This is a genomic window from Achromobacter sp. UMC46, from assembly GCF_014170335.1.
In the GTDB taxonomy this organism is placed as follows: Bacteria; Pseudomonadota; Gammaproteobacteria; order Burkholderiales; family Burkholderiaceae_B; genus Achromobacter.
Genome location: NZ_LZZS01000005.1, coordinates 90,005 through 111,478, shown reverse-complemented (window position 1 = coordinate 111,478; position 21,474 = coordinate 90,005). Strand labels below are relative to the sequence as shown.

The 21,474-nt window shown below is 65.4% G+C and carries 19 protein-coding genes; 9 read left to right on the top strand and 10 right to left on the bottom strand.

The genetic code is table 11. The annotated features are described in order from the left end of the window. Positions 1-68 precede the first annotated feature (68 nt). Positions 69-1,418, top strand: coding sequence for an amidase (locus A9973_RS08195; protein ID WP_183013765.1), 1,350 nt, complete (start codon positions 69-71; stop codon positions 1,416-1,418). Between the two features lie 37 nt (positions 1,419-1,455). After that, on the top strand, positions 1,456-2,262 hold the full coding sequence (locus A9973_RS08190; RefSeq protein ID WP_183013283.1) for a putative hydro-lyase: 807 nt from the start codon (positions 1,456-1,458) through the stop codon (positions 2,260-2,262). Positions 2,263-2,332: 70 nt separating this feature from the next. Here A9973_RS08190 and A9973_RS08185 read toward each other — a convergent pair whose 3' ends face one another. The 4 genes from A9973_RS08185 to A9973_RS08170 all read right to left on the bottom strand — a co-directional run bounded on the left by A9973_RS08185 (position 2,333) and on the right by A9973_RS08170 (position 6,517). Then, positions 2,333-3,406, bottom strand: coding sequence for a porin (locus A9973_RS08185; RefSeq protein ID WP_183013282.1), 1,074 nt, complete (start codon positions 3,404-3,406; stop codon positions 2,333-2,335). Between the two features lie 334 nt (positions 3,407-3,740). Next, entirely contained in the window at positions 3,741-5,042 is a 1,302-nt protein-coding gene (locus A9973_RS08180) for a TRAP transporter large permease (protein WP_183013281.1), read from the bottom strand. Next, complete coding sequence (locus A9973_RS08175; protein ID WP_183013280.1) at positions 5,035-5,535, bottom strand: TRAP transporter small permease; 501 nt, start codon at positions 5,533-5,535, stop codon at positions 5,035-5,037. Before A9973_RS08175 ends, A9973_RS08180 begins: the two co-directional genes overlap by 8 nt. A 7-nt stretch (positions 5,536-5,542) precedes the next feature. Further along, on the bottom strand, positions 5,543-6,517 hold the full coding sequence (locus A9973_RS08170; protein WP_183013279.1) for a TRAP transporter substrate-binding protein: 975 nt from the start codon (positions 6,515-6,517) through the stop codon (positions 5,543-5,545). A gap of 278 nt (positions 6,518-6,795) precedes the next feature. On the opposite strand from A9973_RS08170, the gene nudC reads away from it, so the two are divergent. From nudC to A9973_RS08155, 3 genes are all read left to right on the top strand, one after another. Beyond that, entirely contained in the window at positions 6,796-7,566 is a 771-nt protein-coding gene (gene nudC / locus A9973_RS08165) for an NAD(+) diphosphatase (RefSeq protein ID WP_183013278.1), read from the top strand. Positions 7,567-7,703: 137 nt separating this feature from the next. Further along, the gene (locus A9973_RS08160; RefSeq protein WP_183013277.1) at positions 7,704-8,213 is read left to right on the top strand and encodes a winged helix DNA-binding protein; all 510 of its coding nucleotides are present in this window, start codon (positions 7,704-7,706) and stop codon (positions 8,211-8,213) included. A gap of 79 nt (positions 8,214-8,292) precedes the next feature. Beyond that, complete coding sequence (locus tag A9973_RS08155; RefSeq protein WP_183013276.1) at positions 8,293-11,919, top strand: hydantoinase B/oxoprolinase family protein; 3,627 nt, start codon at positions 8,293-8,295, stop codon at positions 11,917-11,919. A gap of 25 nt (positions 11,920-11,944) precedes the next feature. Here the strand turns inward: A9973_RS08155 and A9973_RS08150 are convergent, their stop codons facing one another. Further along, entirely contained in the window at positions 11,945-12,979 is a 1,035-nt protein-coding gene (locus A9973_RS08150; protein ID WP_183013275.1) for a C45 family peptidase, read from the bottom strand. Positions 12,980-13,145: 166 nt separating this feature from the next. Between A9973_RS08150 and glnH the strand changes: the two genes are divergently transcribed. From glnH to glnQ, 3 genes are all read left to right on the top strand, one after another. Next, the gene (gene glnH, locus A9973_RS08145; RefSeq protein ID WP_183013274.1) at positions 13,146-13,898 is read left to right on the top strand and encodes a glutamine ABC transporter substrate-binding protein GlnH; all 753 of its coding nucleotides are present in this window, start codon (positions 13,146-13,148) and stop codon (positions 13,896-13,898) included. A gap of 157 nt (positions 13,899-14,055) precedes the next feature. Continuing rightward, a complete protein-coding gene (gene glnP / locus A9973_RS08140; RefSeq protein WP_183013273.1) occupies positions 14,056-14,712 on the top strand; it encodes a glutamine ABC transporter permease GlnP in 657 nt (218 codons plus the stop codon). Next, on the top strand, positions 14,709-15,437 hold the full coding sequence (gene glnQ / locus A9973_RS08135) for a glutamine ABC transporter ATP-binding protein GlnQ (protein WP_183013272.1): 729 nt from the start codon (positions 14,709-14,711) through the stop codon (positions 15,435-15,437). Before glnP ends, glnQ begins: the two co-directional genes overlap by 4 nt. A 73-nt stretch (positions 15,438-15,510) precedes the next feature. Here glnQ and A9973_RS08130 read toward each other — a convergent pair whose 3' ends face one another. The 5 genes from A9973_RS08130 to A9973_RS08110 form a co-directional block, all read right to left on the bottom strand. Further along, positions 15,511-17,805: a bifunctional (p)ppGpp synthetase/guanosine-3',5'-bis(diphosphate) 3'-pyrophosphohydrolase gene (locus A9973_RS08130; protein WP_183013271.1), complete on the bottom strand. Its 2,295-nt coding sequence runs from the start codon at positions 17,803-17,805 to the stop codon at positions 15,511-15,513. A gap of 22 nt (positions 17,806-17,827) precedes the next feature. Beyond that, the gene (rpoZ, locus tag A9973_RS08125) at positions 17,828-18,031 is read right to left on the bottom strand and encodes a DNA-directed RNA polymerase subunit omega (protein ID WP_006219679.1); all 204 of its coding nucleotides are present in this window, start codon (positions 18,029-18,031) and stop codon (positions 17,828-17,830) included. Between the two features lie 44 nt (positions 18,032-18,075). Beyond that, positions 18,076-18,708, bottom strand: coding sequence for a guanylate kinase (gene gmk / locus A9973_RS08120; RefSeq protein WP_183013270.1), 633 nt, complete (start codon positions 18,706-18,708; stop codon positions 18,076-18,078). Between the two features lie 135 nt (positions 18,709-18,843). Further along, complete coding sequence (locus A9973_RS08115) at positions 18,844-19,767, bottom strand: c-type cytochrome (RefSeq protein ID WP_183013269.1); 924 nt, start codon at positions 19,765-19,767, stop codon at positions 18,844-18,846. Continuing rightward, entirely contained in the window at positions 19,764-20,468 is a 705-nt protein-coding gene (locus tag A9973_RS08110) for a c-type cytochrome (RefSeq protein ID WP_183013268.1), read from the bottom strand. Before A9973_RS08110 ends, A9973_RS08115 begins: the two co-directional genes overlap by 4 nt. Positions 20,469-20,699: 231 nt before the next feature. Here A9973_RS08110 and A9973_RS08105 point away from each other — a divergent pair, with 231 nt between their 5' ends. Further along, positions 20,700-21,470, top strand: a complete 771-nt coding sequence (locus A9973_RS08105; protein WP_183013267.1) for an SDR family oxidoreductase — start codon at positions 20,700-20,702, stop codon at positions 21,468-21,470. The last annotated feature ends 4 nt before the right edge of the window (positions 21,471-21,474 follow it).

Below are 21,474 nucleotides of genomic sequence, written 5' to 3'. Positions count from 1 at the left end.
CGCCAGGCGCGCCTTCACGGGTTGCGCCTGTCCGCACTTTTACGCCGCAAGACGGCACGAGGACAATGATGGCTTCGACTTTGAATGAACTGACCTTGGCCCTGAGCGAGGGCCGCACCACCGCTGTGCAGCTGACCGAAGCCGCCCTGGCGCGCGCCCGGGACGAGGCAGGCGAGGGCGCCCGCGTGTTCACCAAGCTGTACGCCGAATCGGCGCTGGCCCAGGCGCGCGCATCCGATACGCTGCGTGCCGCCGGTATCGTCCGGTCGGCGGTGGAAGGCTTGCCCATCAGCATCAAGGACCTGTTCGACATCGAAGGCGAAACCACGATGGCAGGCTCGGTATCGCGCGAAGGCGAACCTGCGGCCGAAGAGAACGCCGAAGTCGTCCAGCGCCTGATCGCGGCCGGCGCCGTCATCATCGGCCGCACCAACATGACCGAATTCGCGTATTCGGGCCTGGGCATCAACCCGCATTACGGCACGCCGCTGAACCCGTACGACCGCAAGACCGGCCGCATTCCCGGCGGTTCGTCGTCGGGCGCCGCCGTGTCCGTGGCCGACGGCATGGCGGTTGCCGGCATCGGGTCGGACACGGGCGGTTCCGTGCGCATTCCGGCCGCGTTGTGCGGCCTGACCGGCTTCAAGCCCAGCGCCTGGCGCGTGTCGATGACGGGCGTGCTGCCGCTGTCGGCCAACCTGGACTCCATCGGCCCCATCGCCGCCAGCGTGCGCTGCTGCGCCGAGCTGGACGCCATCCTGTCCGGCGACGGCGCTCCGGTGCCCGACGCGCTGCCGTTGCGCGGCCTGCGCCTGGCGGTGCCGACGACGCTCGCGCTGGACGCCATGGAAAAGCATGTCGCCGACACGTTCGCCGCCACCGTGGCGCGCCTTGAGGAAGCGGGCGCGCTGGTCGATGAGATCGCCATCCCCGAATTCGCCGAACTGGGCGCCATCAACAGCAAGGGCGGCTTCACCGCCGCCGAAGCCTGGGCCTGGCATCGCGACCTGATCGCCCGCGCCGGCAAGCGCTACGACCCGCGCGTCGTGTCGCGCATCATGCGCGGGCAGGACATGTCCGCCGCCGACTACCTGGACCTGCTGGACGCCCGCGAAGCCTGGGTGGCGGCGGTCGACCACCGTATCGCCGGCTACGACGCCCTGATCATGCCGACGACGCCCATCGTGGCGCCCGCCGTGGCTGACCTGGCGGCATCCGACGAGGCCTACTACGCGGCCAACGGCCTGATCCTGCGCAACCCCACGCTGATCAACTTCCTGGACGGCTGCGCATTGTCGCTGCCGTGCCATGCCGAGGGCACAGCGCCGGTCGGCCTGATGATCGCGGGCAGCAACGGCGCCGACCGCCGCATCCTGGCGATCGGCCTGTCGGTCGAAGACCTGCTGGCCGGCCGCTGAGCGGCTGGTCATTCACCCCTGCCACAAGAGGATCACCATGGCGTCCGTCGATGTAGTACGCAACAGTGTCGAGCTAGCCCGCCAGGCGCGCCTGGCGGCGCGCAGCGGGAAGCTGACCGGACCGACCGCCAACCTGGCCCCAGGGCATGTGCAGGCGAATCTGGCGATTCTGCCGCGCGCGCTGGCGGCCGAGTTCCTGCACTTCTGCCAACGCAATCCCAAGCCGTGCCCGTTGCTGGCGATGTCCGAACCCGGCAACCCGGCATTGCCCGAACTGGGTGAAGACATCGATATCCGTACCGATATTCCGCGCTATCGGGTCTGGAAGGACGGGGAGCTGGTCGACGAACCCACGGACGTGCGCGAATACTGGCGCGACGACCTGGTGTCGTTCCTGATCGGCTGCTCGTTTTCGTTCGAAGAGGCGATGCTGGACAACGGCCTGCCCGTGCGCCACATCGAGCAGGGCTGCAATGTGCCGATGTACCGCACAAGCATCGCGACCCATCCCGCCGGCGTGTTCGGCGGTCCGCTGGTGGTCTCGATGCGGCCGTTGAAGGCCGCGGATGCGATCCGCGCCATCCAGGTGACCTCGCGCTTCCCGTCCGTGCATGGCGCGCCCGTGCATATCGGAGACCCGTCGCTGATCGGCATCACGGATATCGATCGGCCGGACTACGGCGACGCGGTCGAGATCCGGCCCGGCGAAATGCCGGTTTTCTGGGCGTGCGGCGTGACGCCCCAGTCCGTGGTCGCTTCTGTGCGGCCCGAGTTCTGCATCACGCATGCCCCCGGGCATATGCTGGTGACAGACCTCGTCAACAGCCGCATGGCGATGCTGTAAATAAAAAGCCCATCGCAAAAACGATGGGCTTTTTCTTGCGGCCCCGGAGAGGCCTGCAAGCGGGCGGATTTTAGAAAATGTGGCGGAAACCGACCGCTGCGCCGACCTGATTGCTCTTGCCGGCGATTTCGCCGCTGGCGGCATCGCTGACCTTGTTCCAGTCCACGGTGCCGTAGACTTGCGAGCGCTTGGACAGCGAGTATTCGGCGACCGCGACCAACGCGTAACGCTTGCCCTTGTCGCCGTCCGTGACCACGTTCTTGCTTTGGTCGTAGTAGCCGGCGCCGGTGATGGCCCAACGCGGCGTGGCCTGCCAGGTCACGCCGGCGAAGTAGCCGTTGTCCTTGCGGTCCAGGCCGGAAGCGGTGGTGGTGCCGCCCATGACGGCGTTGACCCAACCCGTTTCGTCGCGGCCGTTGTAGTAGCCGGCGAAGATCTTGGCGCCGTCGAACTGGTAGGACGCGTTCAAGTTCCAGACGCGCTGGCGCAGATCGGAGTTGGCACCGTCATAGGTCTGCTGGTAGGCAGCGCCCAGGCCCAGTTGGCCAACCATGTAGCGCAGGCTGGCGCCATACTGCTGGCCGGCCTTGTGGTCTTCCCAGCTTTCGCCGTTGGCCCACGACAACGCCAGGGACAGGTCGCCGATCGTGTTGGCGTACTTGGTCATGTTGTTGGTGCGCACGCGGCCCATGGCGGCGGGCATCCAGGCGTTCTGGTCGTAGTTGCCGATGGTCAACGGGTCGAAGTAGTCGGCCAGCAGATCGTGCATCGGCGTGTTCTGCAGACCCAGGGTCAATTGGCCGATGTTGCCGCCGTCAAGGCCCACATAGGCCAGGCGGCCGAACGTCTTGCCGGAGGCGGCCGAGTTGCCGTTCTGCATGTTGAAGCCGTTTTCCAGGCGGAAGAAGGCACGGTTGCCATTGCCCAGGTCTTCCGAGCCGCGCAGGCCCCAGCGGCTGTTGGAAATGGCGCCGTTCTCCATCGAGACGCGGCTGCCTTCCTGACCGACGCTGCCGGCGCTGGTGTTCAGGTAGCGGATGCTGACGTCGGCGATGCCGTACAGGGTGACGCTGGTTTCAGCCGAAGCCGAGCCGGCGGCCAGGCCAAGGCCCGCGAGGGCGAGGGATAGGGTGATGCGTTTCACTGAGGACTCCTCCTGTGTAGCTGTTTTTTGATTGCACCGGGCTTGTGGCCGGGTGTGTTGCGCCGGGCGGATCGTCTGACGCCGGGCCGCGGCACCGACGCTTTGGGTAAGCGCGGGTCCGGAGCGTTGGCCCGAAAGGTACGACTGCGCCACATTGGTGCAACGTGTAAGCGCCAGGGGATTCTAAAAAAGTTACCGGTTGTGTAGGGGCATTTTCATTTCGGCGTTTTCCCTGGTTTACAGAAATCAAAAACGGACGACGATTGGAACAATCGCCGGATTGTCCCAAAAAAAACCCCGTTCGTGGAACGGGGTTTCGAGGGGGCAGGACGCATTACAGCGTCATGTGCAGAGGCAGCCATGTCGCGATGCCGGGCACCAGATACAGCAGCAGCACCGCCACGATCATCAGGAAGAACATCGGCAGCGACGCCCGTGCGATATAGGGCAATTCCCGCCCGCTCATGCCCGACAGCACGAAAAGGTTGAAGCCCACGGGTGGCGTGATCTGTGCCATTTCCACCACGAAAACGATGAAGATGCCGAACCAGATCAGGTCGATCCCGGCGGCTTGCACGGTCGGCAGCAGCACGCCCATGGTCAATACCACGATCGAAATGCCATCGAGGAAGCAGCCCAGCACGATGAAGAACACCATCAGCGCCATGATCAGGCCGAACTGCGACAGGCCCAATCCGCCGATCCATTCAGCCAGCGCGCGCGGCAGGCCGATGTAGCCCATCGCCAGGGTCAGGAACTGCGCGCCCGCCAGGATCAGCGCAATCATGCAGTACAGGCGGGTTGCGCCCAACAGCGATTGCTTGAAGGTGGCGCGCGTCAACGAGCCCTGCAGCGCCGACAGGAACAATGCCCCCACCACGCCCACCGCGGCCGCTTCCGTGGCCGTGGCGATGCCCGAATAGATGGAGCCCAGCACCGCGCCGATCAACAGCATCACGGGGATCAGATGGCGCGAACGCGACAGCTTCTGCATGAACGTCAGACCGGGATCGGCAGCGGGAACCTGGCTGGGGTTGCGGATCGCCCACCAGGCGATGTAGCCCATGAACAGCAGGGCCAGCAGAGCGCCCGGGAAGATGCCGGCGATGAACAGCTTGGCGATGGAGACGTCCGCCGCCACGCCGTACACGATCATGATGATCGAAGGCGGAATCAGCAGGCCCAGCGTGCCGGCGCCCGACAGCGTGCCCAGGATCTTGTCCTCGGGGTAGCCGCGGCGGGTCAGCTCGGGGATGGTCATCTTGCCGACGGTGGCGCAGGTGGCGGCCGACGATCCCGACACGGCGGCGAAAATGGCGCAGCCGATCACGTTGGTGTGCAGCAGCCGCCCGGGCAGCCGGTTCAGCCACGGGGCCAGGCCCTTGAACAGATCCTCGGACAACCGGGTGCGGAACAGGATTTCGCCCATCCACAGGAACAGCGGCAGGGCAGTCAGCGTCCAGCTGGAAGACGCGCCCCAGATGGTGACGGCCATGGCGTCGCCTGCCGGCCGGCTGGAGAAGATCTCCATCCCGATCCAGGCCGTGCCCGCCAGCGTCAGGCCGACCCAGACCCCGCAGCCCAGCAGCACGAAGATCGAGACGACCAATAGGGTAATGACAAGAAGTTCATTCATGGGTTTGCTGCGAAGAAGCGGCGGCCAGGCCGCGTGAACGGCGGACAAGCTCGTCAAGAAGGGCGACCAGGAACAAGATCGTGCCCACCGCCATGGTGATCTGCGGGATCCAGAGCGGGGTGGCGTCGTTGGACGTGGAGATGTCGTTGAACTGCCAGGAGTCGTAGGTCAGCTTGACGCTGAAGAACGCGAAGGCGGCGGCCAGCAGGCAACCCACCGCCAGCGCGAAAATATCCAGGCGGCGGCTGCGCGCGGGCGACAGCGAGTTCAGCAGCAGCGTCACGCGGATGTGTTCGCCGTGCTTGAACGTGCTGGCCAGCGCCAGGAAGCCCGCCGCCGCCATGAAGTAGCCGGCGTAGGCGTCGGTGCCCGGGATGTTGAAGCTGAGCTGGCGGGCGATGATCGCCGCCAGCACCGACACCAGCACGCCGATCGTGCACAAGCCGGCCAACAGGCCGGCCGTGCCGTAAAGACCATCTAGAAAGCGGCGCATGGAGATATCACTGCTTCTTATAGGCGTCGATCATGGCTTGGCCGTCGGCACCCGCCTTCTTCAGCCAGTCTTCCAGCATGCGCTTGCCGATCACGGACAGGCCTTCCTTCAGCTCCACCGTGGGCTTGATGGTTTCCATGCCGTTCTTGGCCAGTTCTTCCTGGTACCACTTGTTCTTTTCCTGCGACAGCTTCCAGCCGCGTTCCTCGGCTTGCGCGCCGGCCTTCTTCAAGGCGTCCTGCGTGGCCGGATCCAGCGCTTCAAATGCCTTCTTGTTCACGATGATGGCGTTCTTGGGCAGCCAGGCCTGCGTGTCGTAGAACTTCTTGATGTATTCGTAGGTCTTGGTGTCGTAGCCGGTGGAGGCGGACGACATGTACGAATCGATCACGCCGGTGGCCAGCGCCTGCGCCAGTTCGGCTTGCTGCACCGTGACCGGTTGCGCGCCGACCAGTTCGGCGATCTTGGCCGTGACCGGGCTGTAGGCGCGCCACTTCAGGCCCTTCATGTCGTTGATCTGCTTGATGTCGCGGTTGGCGAAAATGCCCTGGGGCGGCCATGCCACGGCGTACAGCAGGGTCATGCCCTGAGAGGCCAGCTTCTTTTCCAGGAACGGCTTCTGCGCCTGGTACAGCTTGAACGAGGCTTCGTAGCCGGTGGCCAGGAAGGGCAGGCCGTCCAGTTCGTAGATCGGGTCTTCGTTGGCGAAGTTGGTCAGCAGGATTTCGCCGATCTGCGCCTGGTTGCCTTGCACGGCGCGCTTGATTTCCGGGGCCTTATACAGCGACGCGTTATTGTGCAGCTGGATCTTCAGCTTGCCTTGCGACAGCGTGTCGACGTCCTTGATGAACGTGGTCAGGTTTTCAACGTGGAAGTTGCTGGCCGGGTAGGCGCTGGGCAGGTCCCACTTCGTTTGCGCCTGTGCGCCCGCGCTGAACGCCAGGATGATGCTGCCAGCCAGCAGCGAGATTTTCTTGTACATGAGTGGTCCTTCTTTGCGAATGGTGAAGACGGGTTGTGCCCGATAGGCATTGCGAAAGAGACGGCCGCGCCGTCGCGGCGCGGCCTGAAAGCCGTGCCATTCTATGGTGCTGCGCGGCAACAACGCGCACAAAAAAAGGGGTTTTACGGGTTAATCCTAGGCTGGCGCCCGCGGGATCGTTGAAGGTTGAATCTTTTGGCGAAGCGGCTTGGTCGGGCATCCAGGCACCGTTTTTTCTTCTAAGATTGCAGGATCGAAAACGTAGTGCAGAGGCCCGTGTGAATTTCGTGTTCCGCCGTGATGAGTTGCTGGTCGAAGAGACGTCCAGCGTGTTGCCGGATGCGGCGCTGTGTGAACGCATCGGTCTGGCGCCCGGCGCCTTGCAGCCGGTGTGGATCACGCCGGCGTCCCCGTATCGCACCGTCCATGTCGATCCGGCGCTGGAAGCCCCCGAGGGCTATGTCTTCAAAAAGCTGCGGTCCTTGTTCGGGGTGCTGGATGACGAGCGCATGGCGCTGGCGGGCCGGGCCTACCAGATCGCCGAGTGGGCGCGCACCCATCGGTTCTGCGGCGTCTGCGGCACGCCGGCCGAACGCGTCGCGCACGAATTCTGCCTGCGATGCCCGTCCTGTGGCTTTTCGGCCTATCCGCGCATTTCGCCTGCAATGATGGTGTTGATCCGCAAGGGCGACAGCATCCTGCTGGCGCGCCATACCACCACGGCCACGTCCCGCTATACGGCCCTGGCCGGTTTCGTCGAGCCGGGCGAGAGCATCGAACAGACCGTGCACCGCGAAGTCTTCGAAGAGGTCGGCCTGAAAGTCGGCAATCTGCAGTATTTCGGCAGCCAGCCCTGGCCGTTCCCGCATTCGCTGATGGTCGCCTTCACGGCCGACTACGTGTCGGGCGACATCCGGGTGCAGGAAGACGAGATCGCGGACGCCCGCTGGTTCGGTCCCGGCGACGTCATGCCCGACATCGCGCCCCGCATTTCGATCGCGGGCTGGCTGATCCGCGCCAATCTGCCGATGGGCTGGTCGGCCCCCTGATTCCGGGATTTGCGTCTCAAGCGCTAGGGGATTTCCCTTGAAATGGGGATTTCCTGCGGTCTGATGGTTATTTTTTATGGATGAAATATCCATAAATTATTAGTATTTCGCTCAAGCAAACTTGGCTTGCGCCTTCCATGAGCTCTTCCCTGATCGCGTCGTCGTCCCATCTGGCCGGCGGCAGCGCGCCTGACCTGTCCGAAGTCGAGTTCGGGCTGATGATCGCCAGCCATGCCTTCGACCGGTGGACGGTACGCTGCATGGCCGCCGCCGGCCTGCCCGAGCTGACGCCGACCGACGTCATGGTTTTTCACCATGTCTACCACCGGCAGCGCCCCAAGAAGCTGGCCGACATCTGCTTCACGCTCAACGTCGAAGATACGCACATCGTCAGCTACGCGTTGAAGAAGCTGGAGCGCCTGGGCGTGGTGCAAGGCGAACGCAGCAGCAAGGAAGTTTTCTACTGCGTCACGCCCGAGGGCGCGGCCATCCTCAAGCGCTACGGCGAGATCCGCGAGCAATGCCTGACCGCCGGCCTGGATGGGCCGGGCGGAGGCGGGCTGGAATTCAGCCGGCAGCTTGCGCACGCCTTGCGCTCGCTGTCCGGCCTGTACGACCAGGCGGCCCGGGCGGCAACCTCTCTCTGATTCCCGTCCGGGCATGTCCCGTCACCTGCACTCCGACCGCGGCGGTACGCGCCGCGGCCGTTCGTTTTCAAGGACTTGTATGAAGAAGTGGCAATTCTGGATTGATCGTGGGGGCACCTTTACCGACATCGTGGCCCGGCGCCCCGATGGCACCACCACCACCGCGAAGATGCTGTCGGAGAATCCCGAGCAGTACCGCGACGCGGCCGTGGCCGGCATCCGCAAGCTGCTGGGCGTCGCGCCCGGCCAGCCGGTGCCGGTCGAGCAGGTCGAATGCGTGAAGATGGGCACCACCGTCGCGACCAACGCCTTGCTGGAACGCAAGGGCGAGCGCACCTTGCTGGTCACGACCCGGGGCTTCCGCGACGGGCTGCGCATTGCCTATCAGAACCGGCCGCGGCTGTTCGACCGCAACGTGATGCTGCCGGAAATGCTGTACGAATCGGTTGTCGAAGCCGACGAGCGCGTAGCGGCCGACGGCGAGGTGATCCGCGATCTGGACGAGGCGAACCTGCGCCAGAGCATGCAAGCCGCCTACGACAGCGGCATCCGCGCGGTCGCCATCGTGTTCATGCACGCCTGGCACGCGACCTCGCACGAGCAGCGCGCCGCCCGCATCGCCCGCGAAATCGGCTTTACGCAGGTGTCGGCCTCGCACGAGGTCAGCCCGCTGATCAAGTTCGTCTCGCGCGGGGACACCACGGTGGTCGACGCGTACCTGTCCCCGATCCTGAAACGCTACGTGGACCAGGTGGCCGGCGAATTGCCGGGCATCCGCCTCATGTTCATGCAATCGAGCGGCGGCCTGACCGACGCGCACCGCTTCCGCGGCAAGGACGCCATCCTGTCCGGGCCCGCCGGCGGCATCGTCGGCATGGTCCGCACCAGCGAAATTGCCGGTTTCCCGAAGGTGATCGGCTTCGACATGGGCGGTACGTCCACCGACGTGTCCCACTATGCGGGCGAGTTCGAGCGCGAATTCGAAACCCAGGTCGCGGGCGTGCGCATGCGCGCGCCGATGATGAGCATCCACACGGTGGCGGCCGGCGGCGGATCGATCCTGCATTTTGACGGCGCACGCTTGCGCGTCGGCCCCGATTCCGCGGGCGCCAATCCCGGGCCCGCCTGCTATCGCCGGGGCGGCCCGCTGGCCGTGACCGACTGCAACGTGCTGTTGGGCAAGATCCAGCCGGACTTCTTCCCCAAGGTTTTCGGCCCTGCCGCCAACGAGTCGCTGGACCGCGACGCCGTGGTCCAGCGCTTCACCGCGATGTCGGACGAGGTGCGCGCCGCGACCGGCCGCGAGATGACGCCCGAGCAATTGGCCGAGGGCTTTCTCGAGATCGCCGTGGGCAACATGGCCGAAGCCATCAAGCGCATTTCGGTGCAGCGCGGCCACGACGTCACGGAATACGCGCTGACCGTGTTCGGTGGCGCGGGCGGTCAGCATGCCTGCCTGGTGGCGGATGCCCTGGGCATGACGACGGTCTTCGCGCACCCGCTGGGTGGCGTGCTGTCGGCCTACGGCATGGGGCTGGCCGACCAGACGGACATGCGCCAGAAGACGGTCGAGAAGGTGCTGGATGCCGGCCTGATGGGCCAGTTGCAAGATGAGTTGGACGAGCTGGCCGCGCAAGCGGTGGGCGAGCTGCGGCGCCAGCACGTGCCGGACGGCGACATCAGCGTGCAGCGGCGCCTGCATCTGAAGTACCGCGGCACCGACACGGCGCTGGAAGTGGCGTTCTCGGACCTGGATCAGGCGCGCAGCGATTTCGAAGCCGCGTACCGCCAGCGCTATTCCTTCCTGATGCCCAACCGCGAACTGGTGGTCGAAACCATTTCGGTGGAAGCCACGGGCGGCGGCGAACGGGTCGGCGAAGCGGCGGTGTCGCGCACCCGCGAAGGCGCGCTGGCGCCGCGCCGCGTGGTCGCCATGTACAGCGCAGGCGCCTGGCGCGACACCCCCTTGTACGTGCGCGAAGACATGGCCGGCGGCGACGTGGTGGCCGGGCCCGCCATCATCTCCGAACCCAATCAGACCACCGTGGTCGAACCCGGCTGGCAGGCTGAACTGACGTTGCAGGACCACTTCGTGATCCGCCGCGTGGAAGTCCGCAAGGAACGCCGCGTGGTCGGCACGCAGGCCGACCCGGTCATGCTGGAGGTGTTCAACAATCTGTTCATGTCGATCGCCGAGCAGATGGGCTACCGGCTGCAGAACACGGCGTATTCGGTCAACATCAAAGAACGCCTGGATTTCTCCTGCGCCATTTTCGACGCGCAGGCCCGCCTGATCGCCAATGCGCCGCACATGCCGGTGCACTTGGGGTCGATGGGCGAATCGGTGCGCACCGTTATGAACGCGAACGCCGGCCGCATGATGCCGGGCGACGCGTACGTGGTGAACGATCCGTACCACGGCGGCACGCACTTGCCGGACGTCACGGTCATCACGCCCGTGTTCGATCACGACGGACGCCAGATCCTGTTCTATGTGGGGTCGCGCGGCCACCACGCCGACATCGGCGGCACCACGCCGGGCTCGATGCCCCCCGATTCAAAGACGGTGGAAGACGAGGGCGTGCTGTTCACCAATTTCCAACTGGTGAAGAACGGCGAGTTCCGTGACCAGGCCGCGCGCGACATCCTGGGCTCCGGCCCCTGGCCCGCGCGCAACCCGGACCAGAACATCGCCGACATGCACGCGCAGATCGCGGCCAACGAGAAGGGCGTGCAAGAGCTGCTGCGCATGTGCGATCACTTCGGCCTGGACGTCGTGCGCGCCTATATGGGCCACGTTCAGGACAACGCTGAAGAGGCCGTGCGCCGCGTGATTTCGGTGCTGAAGGACGGCAGCTACGAGTACCCGCTGGACAACGGCGCGGTGATCCGCGTGGCGGTCAAGGTGGACACCGCGGCGCGCAGCGCCGTGGTGGACTTCACCGGCACATCGCCGCAGCTGGACAACAACTTCAACGCACCCGGGGCGATCGCCGTGGCGGCGGTGCTGTACGTGTTCCGCACCATGGTCGACGACGACATCCCGCTGAACGACGGCTGCCTCGTCCCGCTGTCGATCATCGTGCCGGAAGGGTCGATGCTGCGCCCGAATCCGCCGGCCTCGGTGGTGGCGGGCAACGTCGAGACGTCCATGTGCATCGTCAACGCGCTGTACGGCGCGCTGGGCGTGCTGGCCGCCAGCCAGGGCACGATGAACAACTTCACGTTCGGCAATGCGCGCCACCAGTACTACGAGACCATCTCGGGCGGCACCGGCGCCGGGCCGGTACGCATCGACGCCGCGGGGCCGCATGACGAGGGCTTCGCGGGTACCTCCGTCGTGCAGGCGCACATGACCAATTCGCGCCTGACGGATCCCGAAGTGCTGGAGTTCCGTTTTCCTGTGCGTCTGGAGTCCTATGAGATCCGCCACGGCTCGGGGGGCGCAGGCCGCTATCCGGGCGGCGAAGGCGGCGTGCGCCGCATCCGATTCCTGGAAGACATGACCGCGGCCATCCTGTCCAACAACCGCCGGTTCGCGCCGTTCGGCCTGGCAGGCGGTCAGCCGGGGGCGATGGGCCGCAACACGATCGAACGACTGGACGGTTCCATCCAGGAGCTCGGGCCCCAAGATAGCGCCCAGCTGCATCCGGGCGACGTGTTCGTCGTGGAAACGCCGGGCGGCGGCGGTTACGGCACGCCGTAAGGCGGCCGGCGGTGTCCGGTCCCGCTCAATCGGGATCGGACATCACGTCCAGGGCGATGTCCGCCTTGCTCCTGCGGTCGTACACGCGCAGCGCGACGTCCTCTTCCCGGATTTCAAATATGGCGGTGGCCAGCGTGTTCTCGCCGTCGGGGTCGTTCGCGTCCGTGCGCAGGATGGGCAGGGCGCCCAGCGTGTCGTGCAGGGCTGTCAACACGTCCGCGCCGCGGGTGTCCGGCGACCACCCGTCCACGATCCCTTCGATGCGGTTCTGCCTTTCCCGCGATGATTCGGTGACGACTTGCGGCTGGCCCCGGGTCTCCCGGTGCACCATGTGGTTGGCGTGGCCGTAGCGCGTGCCGACGTCCAGGATGGAAACCGCGCCGGGCGTGGCCTCGACGCTGATCAGGCGCGGGTCCGAGGCGCTGCCCAACGTGTGGTGGAACCCGCCGGAACGCGGCAGGTCGCGCAGCAGATCGGTCGCCTGGTCCAGCGTGGTGCAGTCCAGCACCGCGCGCGCCAGGAACATGCGCGGCACGCCGGCATGCCGCTGGCGCGTGCGCAGGTTGTTGATGGTCTGCACCAGGCCGGCGCGGTTGGCGCCGAAGGTATGCCCGGGCAGGGAGCCGGGGTAGTAGAAGCTGAGATAGCCGGGCGCGTCGTCCAGCGCGACGTCCACCAGGTGGCAGCGGCCATACAGATAGGGGTCGCCGTCTTCGTTGTGGCCGATCCAGCGCGTGCCGTCCGCCGCCTTCAGGGCGACCGAGGTGCAGCCGTCCCCGGTGCTGTGCAGCAAGTCGCCGCGGCAATTCCACAGCAGCACGTCTTCGACCGGCATGCGCAGGCCGTCGGCCAGTCCTTCAAGCTCTTCCCAGACCTCCGGCAGCGCCGCCCGGGCCTGTTGCCCAAGCTCGGCCACATAGGCGTGGCCGCGCCAGGGACGCAGGGCTTCCCAGGTGCTGCTTTGGCTCAAATACGCCGGCATGATCGGGCGGGCGAGCTTGCCCAGCGCCTGACCGATCTGGCGCCGATTTCCGGCAATGCGTACATATTTGTAGGGCATGGGGATTCTCCGGGTGTCATGGGGATTGTAATTTTTCTAAGCTCTCTCCGGTGGGGACGGATGCGTTAAGATCCCCAATACGTTGCACCGGTGACCCCGGCGTAGCCCAGGAATCATGCCCCTACAACAACCCCGGGGTGCCGACGGTCCCCAAGAGGAGAGTTTCATGATCAAACGTAAAGTCGCCGCCGCCTTGGTCGGCCTGTCCGTGGCCATGTTCGGCGCCGTCTCCGGCGCGCAGGCCCAAGGCAAGGAATTGGTGGTGGCCACCGATACCGCTTTCGTGCCGTTCGAGTTCAAGCAGGGTAATACCTATGTGGGCTTCGACGTGGATCTCTGGGCAGCGGTCGCCAAGGAACTCAACCTGAAGTACAAGCTGCAGCCGATGGACTTCAACGGCATCATCCCGGGCCTGCAAACGAAGAACATCGACGCCGCGCTGGCGGGTATCACGATTCGCGACGACCGCAAGAAGGTCATCGATTTCTCCGACCCCTACTACGAAAGCGGCTTGGCCATCCTGGTCGGCGACAAGAACACCGACATCAAGGACGCCAAGTCCCTGGCCGGCAAGACCGTCGCCGTCAAGACCGGCACCGCCACGGTGGACTTCCTGAAAGCGCAGGTGCCGGACGCCAAGCTCAAGCTGTTCCCGAACATCGACAACGCCTATCTTGAACTGGCCACGGGCCGCGTGGATGCCGCCGTGCACGATACGCCCAACGTCCAGTACTACGCCAACACGGCCGGCAAGGGCCGCGTGAAGGTGGTGGGCTCGGTCAAGAGCGGCGACTTCTACGGCATCGCCTTCCCCAAGGGCAGCGAACTGGTTCCGCAAGTGAACAAGGCGCTGGCCACCCTGAAGGCCAACGGCCAGTACGACGCCATCTACGAAAAGTGGTTCGGCAAGAAGCCGTAATCGATGCGGATTCGCTTTGCAATCGGGGCCGCCCGCCGGTAAGGCACCGGACGTTCCAACCCGGAACGCCGGGCTCCGGCGGACGGCCCCGCGCCGTTTCCGCCGCCGGGCGGTCCCACCATGATGCGGCGCAAGATGGCGCCATAGGGGGAATATCGTGGAGTTTGACTGGGGTGTAATTCAAGACGCGCTGCCCAATTTGCTTGAGGGTACGCTGATGACCGTCAAGATCACGTTCTGGGGCCTGGCCGGCGGATTCCTGCTGGGCGCGCTGTCGGGCGTGACGCGGGCGTACGGGCATCCGATCCTGTCGGCCATCGCGCAGGTCTATGTGGCGATCATCCGCGGCACGCCGATCGTCGTGCAGGTGATGTTCATCTACTTCGCCTTGCCGCTGCTGGCCAACATCCGCGTGGACGCCGAATGGGCGGCCATCGTCACGCTCATCATCAATTCCGGCGCCTACATTTCCGAAATCGTGCGCGGCGCGCTGCTGTCCGTGCACAAGGGCCTGAAGGAAGCGGGCCAGGCGATGGGTCTGCCGTTCCACAAGATCCTGTTCCATATCATCGGGCCGGTGGCGTTTCGCCGCATGATCCCGCCGTTGGGCAACCAGTGCATCATCAGTTTGAAGGATTCGTCGCTGTTCATCGTGATCGGCGTTGCGGAGCTGACGCGCCAAGGCCAGGAAATCATGGCCAGCAACTTCCGCGCCGTTGAAATCTGGTCGGCCGTCGCGATCGTCTACCTGATCCTGACCGGCTTGATGGCGCTGGGCCTGCACCTGGTGGAAAAGAGGATGCGCATACTATGAGCATGGTTGAATTTCATAACGTCACCAAGAACTTCGGCGAATCCATGGTGCTGAACGGCATCTCGCTGAACATCGATGCGGGCGAGGTCGTGGTGGTGGTCGGGCCGTCGGGCTCGGGCAAGTCCACGTTCCTGCGCTGCATCAACGTGCTGGAAACCATCAACGGCGGCGACCTGCTCGTCGACGGGCTGAGCGTGAAAGGCGACGCCGCCCAGGTGCGCGAGATCCGCCGCGAGGCCGGCATGGTGTTCCAGCAGTTCAACCTGTTCCCGCAGATGACTGCGCTTGAGAACGTCATGTTCGGGCCGGTGCACACGCGCGGGCAAGACCGCGGCGAAGCGCGCGAACTGGCCCAGGGGCTGCTGGACAAGGTGGGTTTGAGCGAGCGCATGAACCACTATCCGTCGGAGCTTTCCGGCGGCCAGCAGCAGCGTGTGGCCATTGCCCGCGCGCTGGCGATCAAGCCCAAGCTGATGCTGTTCGACGAACCCACGTCCGCGCTGGATCCGGAACTGCGCCACGAAGTGCTGAAGGTGATGCGCGACCTGGCGGAAGAGGGCATGACGATGGTGGTCGTCACGCACGAGATGGAATTCGCGCGCAAGGTCGGCAGCCGCCTGATCTTCATCGACGCCGGCAAGATCGCGCATGACGGCCCGCCGGCGGAACTGCTGAGCAACCCGCCCAGCCAGCGCTTGAAGGATTTCCTGCAGCACGTGGCGTGAACGGACGCGGAAATAGAAAAGCCGGCGCCATGCGCCGGCTTTTTTCGCCTGAAGACAGGGCAAGCGGAAGGCGCTAGCCCTTCACCCGGACGATCTTCTGCACCTGCGGCACGTGCCGGATGGCGCGGATGACCTGGGCCAGGTGCTTGCGGCTGTCGACCTGGATCGTCAGGTGCAAGGACACCGTGGACACCGCGTCGTCGTGCATCGTGACATGCATGATGTTCGCGTCGGCGGCGGTGACTTCCGCCGCCAGGCGGCCCAGCACGCCGCGTTCATTGCGGGTGACGATGTCCAGCCGGGTGGCCAGGTGCTTGGCCGTGTGCGTGTCCCAACCCACGTTGATCCAGCGTTCCGGTTCGCGCAGGCGCTGGCGCGTGGCCACGGGGCAGTCGGCGGTATGCACCACCAGCCCATGGCCCATGCGCATGCCTGCCACGATCGGGTCGCCGGGCAGCGGGCCGCAGCACGGCGCCAATTGCACGGCCTGGCCTTCGTTGCCCTGAATCAGGATGGGGGCGCTGCGCGCCGATGTCAGTTCGTCCACCGCGGCGGCGGTGGTGGCGACCAGTTGGTGTTCGGGCGCGAAGCGGCGCGCGACCACGGCGGCCAGGCGCTTGCCCAAACCGATGTCGGCCAGGATCTCTTCGCGCGAACTGGCGCCGGTGCTGCGCGCCAGCTTCTGCCAGGCCGGATCGTCGGTCGCCGGCATAGGCATGTGCAGTTCTTGCAGCGCCTGGCTGAGCAGGCGTTCGCCGAAGGCCACCGATTCTTCGTACTTCACGGTACGGAGGTAGTGGCGGATTTCGGAGCGCGCGCGGCCCGTGCGCACGTAGTTGAGCCATTGCGCGTTGGGGCGCGAGGCCGGCGACGTCACGATTTCCACCGTGTCGCCGCTGTTGAGTTCGGTGCGCAACGGCACGAATTCGCCGTTGACCTTGGCCGCCACCGCCTGGTTGCCGATGTCGGTGTGGATCGCGTAGGCGAAGTCGACCGGCGTGGCGCCCCGGGGCAGGGAAATGATCTTGCCGCGCGGCGTGAACACGTACACGGCGTCCGGGAACAGGTCGACCTTGACGTGTTCCAGGAATTCGCCGGAATCGCCCGTCTGGCTCTGGATGTCCAGCAGCGATTGCAGCCACTGGTGCGTGCGCTTCTGCAGGTCGTTCAGGGTCAGGTCGGCGCCCTTGTAGAGCCAGTGCGACGCGACGCCTTCTTCGGCCACATGATGCATGTCGCGCGTGCGGAACTGGAACTCCACCGGCGTGCCGTACGGGCCGACCAGCGTCGTGTGCAGGGACTGGTAGCCGTTCACCTTCGGGATGGCGATGTAGTCCTTGAACTTGCCGGGCACCGGGCGATACAGCTGATGCAGCGTGCCCAGCGCCAGATAGCACTCGGGCAGCGTATGGACGATGACGCGGAAGCCGTAGATGTCCAGCACGTCCGAAAACGACTTTTTCTGGTCGACCATCTTGCGATAGATGCCATAAAGCGTTTTCTCGCGGCCGGTGACTTCGGCTTCGATGCCGGCGGCGGGCAGCGAGGCCCGGACGGAATCGGCGATCTTCGTGATGACTTCGCGGCGGTTGCCGCGCGCGGCCAGCACGGCCTTGTACAGCACCTGGTAGCGGTTCGGGTACATGGCCGCGAAACACAAGTCCTGCAGTTCGCGGAACAGCAGGTTCAGGCCCAGGCGATGGGCGATGGGCGCGTAGATGTCCAGCGTTTCGCGGGCGATGCGCCGGCGCTTTTCCGGATTGACCGCGTCCAGCGTGCGCATGTTGTGCAGGCGGTCGGCCAGCTTGATGAGGATGACGCGCACGTCGCGCGCCATCGCCAGCAGCATCTTGCGGAAGCTTTCGGCTTGCTGTTCGGCCTTGGTGGCGAAATCCAGCCGGTCCAGCTTGGACAGGCCGTCGACCAGTTCGGCGACTTCAGGGCCGAATCTCTCGGCCAGTTCGTGCTTGGCGATGCCTTGGTCTTCCATCACGTCGTGCAGCAGGGCGGCCGACAACGCGTTGACGTCGAGCTTCCAGCCTGCGCAGATTTCAGTGACGGCGATGGGATGCGAGATGTAGGGCGAACCGCTGGCGCGGAACTGGCCCAGGTGCGCCTGGTCCGCGAAGCGATAGGCTTCGCGCACGCGCTCTACATCTTTCTTGTCGAGATAGCTGCCGATGATTTCGGTCAGCGGCGCCAGCGAAGCAACCGGCGAGGCGGTTGCGTCCGCCGCTTCTTGCGCGGCGACGGACGGTGGCGTAGAGAGTTTTTTGTCTTTCTTGCCCGTGCGGCGCCCAAGGCGGGAGCCGGCACGTAGTGCGGCAAGCAAACCAGATGAAGCGTACTTCAGCCCGGGAAAAGCCATGCTTGCCGCCCCCCGGAGAGTATCAGGTGGGAACTTTACGCAGCATTTCCACGCCGGTTAGGCCGCCCGCGATTTCGCGCAGCGCAGTGACCGTGGGCTTGTCTTTGCTGTCCAGGCGCGGGGCATGGCCTTGCGCCAACTCGCGAGCGCGGTACGTCGCGGCCAGCGTGAGCTTGAAACGGTTGGGGATTTGATTCAGACAGTCTTCGACGGTAATGCGAGCCATTAGGACACCTGGTGCTGATGGATGATAGGGAGAATGCGTTCGGATCAGTGTTCGGCCGGAATGCCAAGTTGCGAGAACAACTGGGCGTGGCGGGCGGCCTGAGACGAAAAGCGCAGCCGCGCGGCACTGACGATTTGTATCAGTTCCGACAAGGCTACGCTAAATTCTTGATTAATAATAACATATTCGCATTCAGGCGCGTGGGCGATTTCGCCGCCTGCGGCCATGAGGCGGCGCGCGATGACCTGGGGCGCATCCTGGCCCCGCGCCTTGAGCCGGCTTTCGAGTTCTTCGATCGACGGCGGCAGCACGAAAATGCCGATGGCGCCCGGGAAACGCTGCTTGACCTGGCGGGCGCCTTGCCAATCGATTTCCAAGAGGACGTCACGGCCTTCGCGGGTGGCGCTATCGATGCGGTCGCGCGGCGTGCCGTAGAAATTGCCGTGGACTTCCGCCCATTCCAGCAGGTTCTGCTCGTCGCGCATGAGCTTGAAGTCGTCAGGCGTCACGAAGCGGTATTCACGGCCGTCTTCTTCACCCGGACGGGGCGCGCGGGTGGTGCAGGAAATGGAAAGTTCGATGGAAGGGTCTTGCTGGAGCAAGGCCTTGACCAGGCTGGACTTGCCCGCGCCGCTGGGCGCGACGACCATGAAGACGTTTCCGGAGTTGGCGTGCATGAATATGACCGGCGTGTGATGCTAAGACCGGAAGTCTAGCAAATCGCGCGGCGCGGCAGGGGGAAAACCCGCTGTCCGGCCGCGCGATTCTTGATGGCGAAGCGGCGGAACCCGCTTGCTTCGGCTGATCGCCAATCAGCCGGCAGGCTTGGCCGCCGCCTGGATCAGCTTGCCGCCGGGCGCCGGGGAATCGCTGCCCAGCAAATGCCCGTTGACCTCGATGCCATACAGCGAATCGTCCGAATCGTGGTACTTGGCCCGGGTGGCTGCGACGGAACCGGCGTAGCGCGGGTCTTGCGGGCGTTCGTGCGCGTTCATGAAATAGGCCACGTCCCAGGCTTCCTGGTCGCTCAGCATGCCGGCCTGGCCCAGCGGCATATTGGCCTTGATGAAGCCGGCGGCGTTGCCGATCTGGTGCATGCCCGCGCCCCAGTTGAACGAATCGGCGCCCCACAGGGCCGGAAACACCCAGTGCTTGCCGTTCTTCTGACCCTGGCCGTCCGCGCCGTGGCAGACCGCGCAGTACTGGGCGTAGACCTCGCCGCCGCGCACGTAGTCGGCCTTTTGGGCCGGCACCGGCAATTTGCGGTAGCCCTGGCCCTCCAGCACCACGCCCGTGGGCGCCTTGCTGGCCAGCCAGAACATATAGCTTTGCAGCGCCGTCAGCGTCGGGTCGTCAGCGGCGGGCGCCTTGCCGTTCATGCTGAACCGGAAGCAGCCTTGCAGCCGTTCGGCCAGCGTGTTGACGTGCTCGTTCTTGGCCCGATAGGCGGGATACAGCACATAGGCCGCCCACATGGGGGCCGAATCGGGGCGGCGGCCCGCGTCCAGGTGGCAGCTGGCGCAGTTCAGGTCGTTGCCGACGAACTTGCCGGCCATCTGCGGCGTGTGCAGGAAGATCTGTTCGCCCTGGCGCACGATCTTGCCGAATTCGGTGTCGGGCAGGGATGCGGCCGACGGCGGCGTGAAGGCGGGGCGGGGATCGGCGGCCAGCGCGGTGGCCGAGAGCGCCAGGCAGGCGGCGGCGAAGCCCAGGCGGAAAGGCGGAAGACGGATCATTGCTTGGCCCCCTCGGCGGCGGTGGCTTGCGAGGCAAGCAGGTCGGCCGCTTTAGGCAGGCCGGCATAGTAGGCGGATACGGCGTCGATGTCGGCGTCCGTCAGACGGGTGGCGACGGCAGGCATCAGGCCCAGCGGGCCGGGCGGACGCTGGCCTTGCTGCCACGCGCGCAATTGGCCGGCGATGTATGCCGCAGGCTGGCCCGCCAGTCCGGGGAAGTTGTCGCCCACGCCGATGCCGCCGGGGCCGTGGCATTGATTACAGGCGGGCACGTTCTTGTCCCAGGCGCCGCGCGTGGCAAGCCACGCCCCGGTGTCGGCCGGCTTGACGGGATGCAGGGCGGTGGCGGCGAGGCGATCCACGTTCAAGGGGGAAGGCAGGCTGGCGTAGTAGTTGGCCACGGCTTGCTGCTGCGCGGGGTCCAGCGCTTTGGCCGTCGCGGCCATGACGGGGCTGACGCGCGACCCGTTGGCCATCGCTTCCAGTTGCTCCGCCAGATATTTGGCGCCGATGCCCGCCAGCTGTGGAAAGCCCGCAGCGGGGTTGCCCTCGCCGCGGGCGCCATGGCAGGTGATACAGGCGGGCGCGCCATTGGCCCCCTGGGTGCTGATCTGTTTGCCGTCAGGCGCGGCTTGCGCGCCCGCCGCCGTGGCGATCAATGCGCCAAGCGTGAGCGCGCGGGAAAGGGACCGTGGGGCCATCGTTGCCTGCTCCGTCGAATGTTATTGGAATTTGGGTAATAAGCTAATTTCCATAAATTATATAAAGACTTGTGACAGATCAACGCGAAATCGTTGGCTTGAGCATGCGCATGCGGGTTTCTTTTGCTTGCGCGACGCGACCTGAAAGTGTGTCGCGGCTGCTAACTTTGCTTGCAGCATCGGGGGATTGATTCGGGTAGCATCTCGCCGATCGATAACAAGGAGAATCCGATGCACACGAACGAGATCGAACCGCCCCGCGTGGCCTTGGTGACCGGTGCCGGCACAGGAATTGGACGCGCCGTGGCGCTGGAATTCCTGGCCCAGGGCTATCGCGTGGTGTTGGCCGGCCGCCGCCGCGAGCCGCTGGAAGCGACCCGCACCGCCGCCGGAGAAGATGGCGTGCGCGCGCTGGTGGTGCCGACGGACGTGACCGATGAGAACGCCGTGCGCGACCTGTTCGATACCGCGCAACGCGAGTATGGCCGGCTGGACGTGCTGTTCAACAATGCGGGCCGCGGCGCGCCGGCGATGCCCATCGAAGAGTTGCCGGTGGCGGTGTGGCGCGAAGTCGTCGACACCAACCTGACCGGCATGTTCCTGTGCGCGCAGGCCGCAATCCGCATCATGAAGGCGCAAACGCCGCAAGGCGGTCGCATCATCAACAACGGATCGATTTCATCGCATGCGCCGCGTCCGTTCTCCATCGCCTACACCGCGACCAAGCATGCGGTGACGGGTCTGACGAAGTCGATTTCGCTGGATTGCCGGGCCTACAGCATCGCCTGCGGCCAGATCGACATCGGCAATGCGGCTACCGACATGACGGAACGCATGGCGGCCGGCATCCTGCAGGCGGACGGCAGCACCAAGGTCGAGCCGCGCATGGATGTAGCGCACGTGGCGCAGGCGGTTGCCGCCATGGCGCGCCTGCCGCTGGACGCCAACGTGCAGTTCATGACCATCATGGCCACCAACATGCCGTTCGTCGGCCGAGGCTGAACGC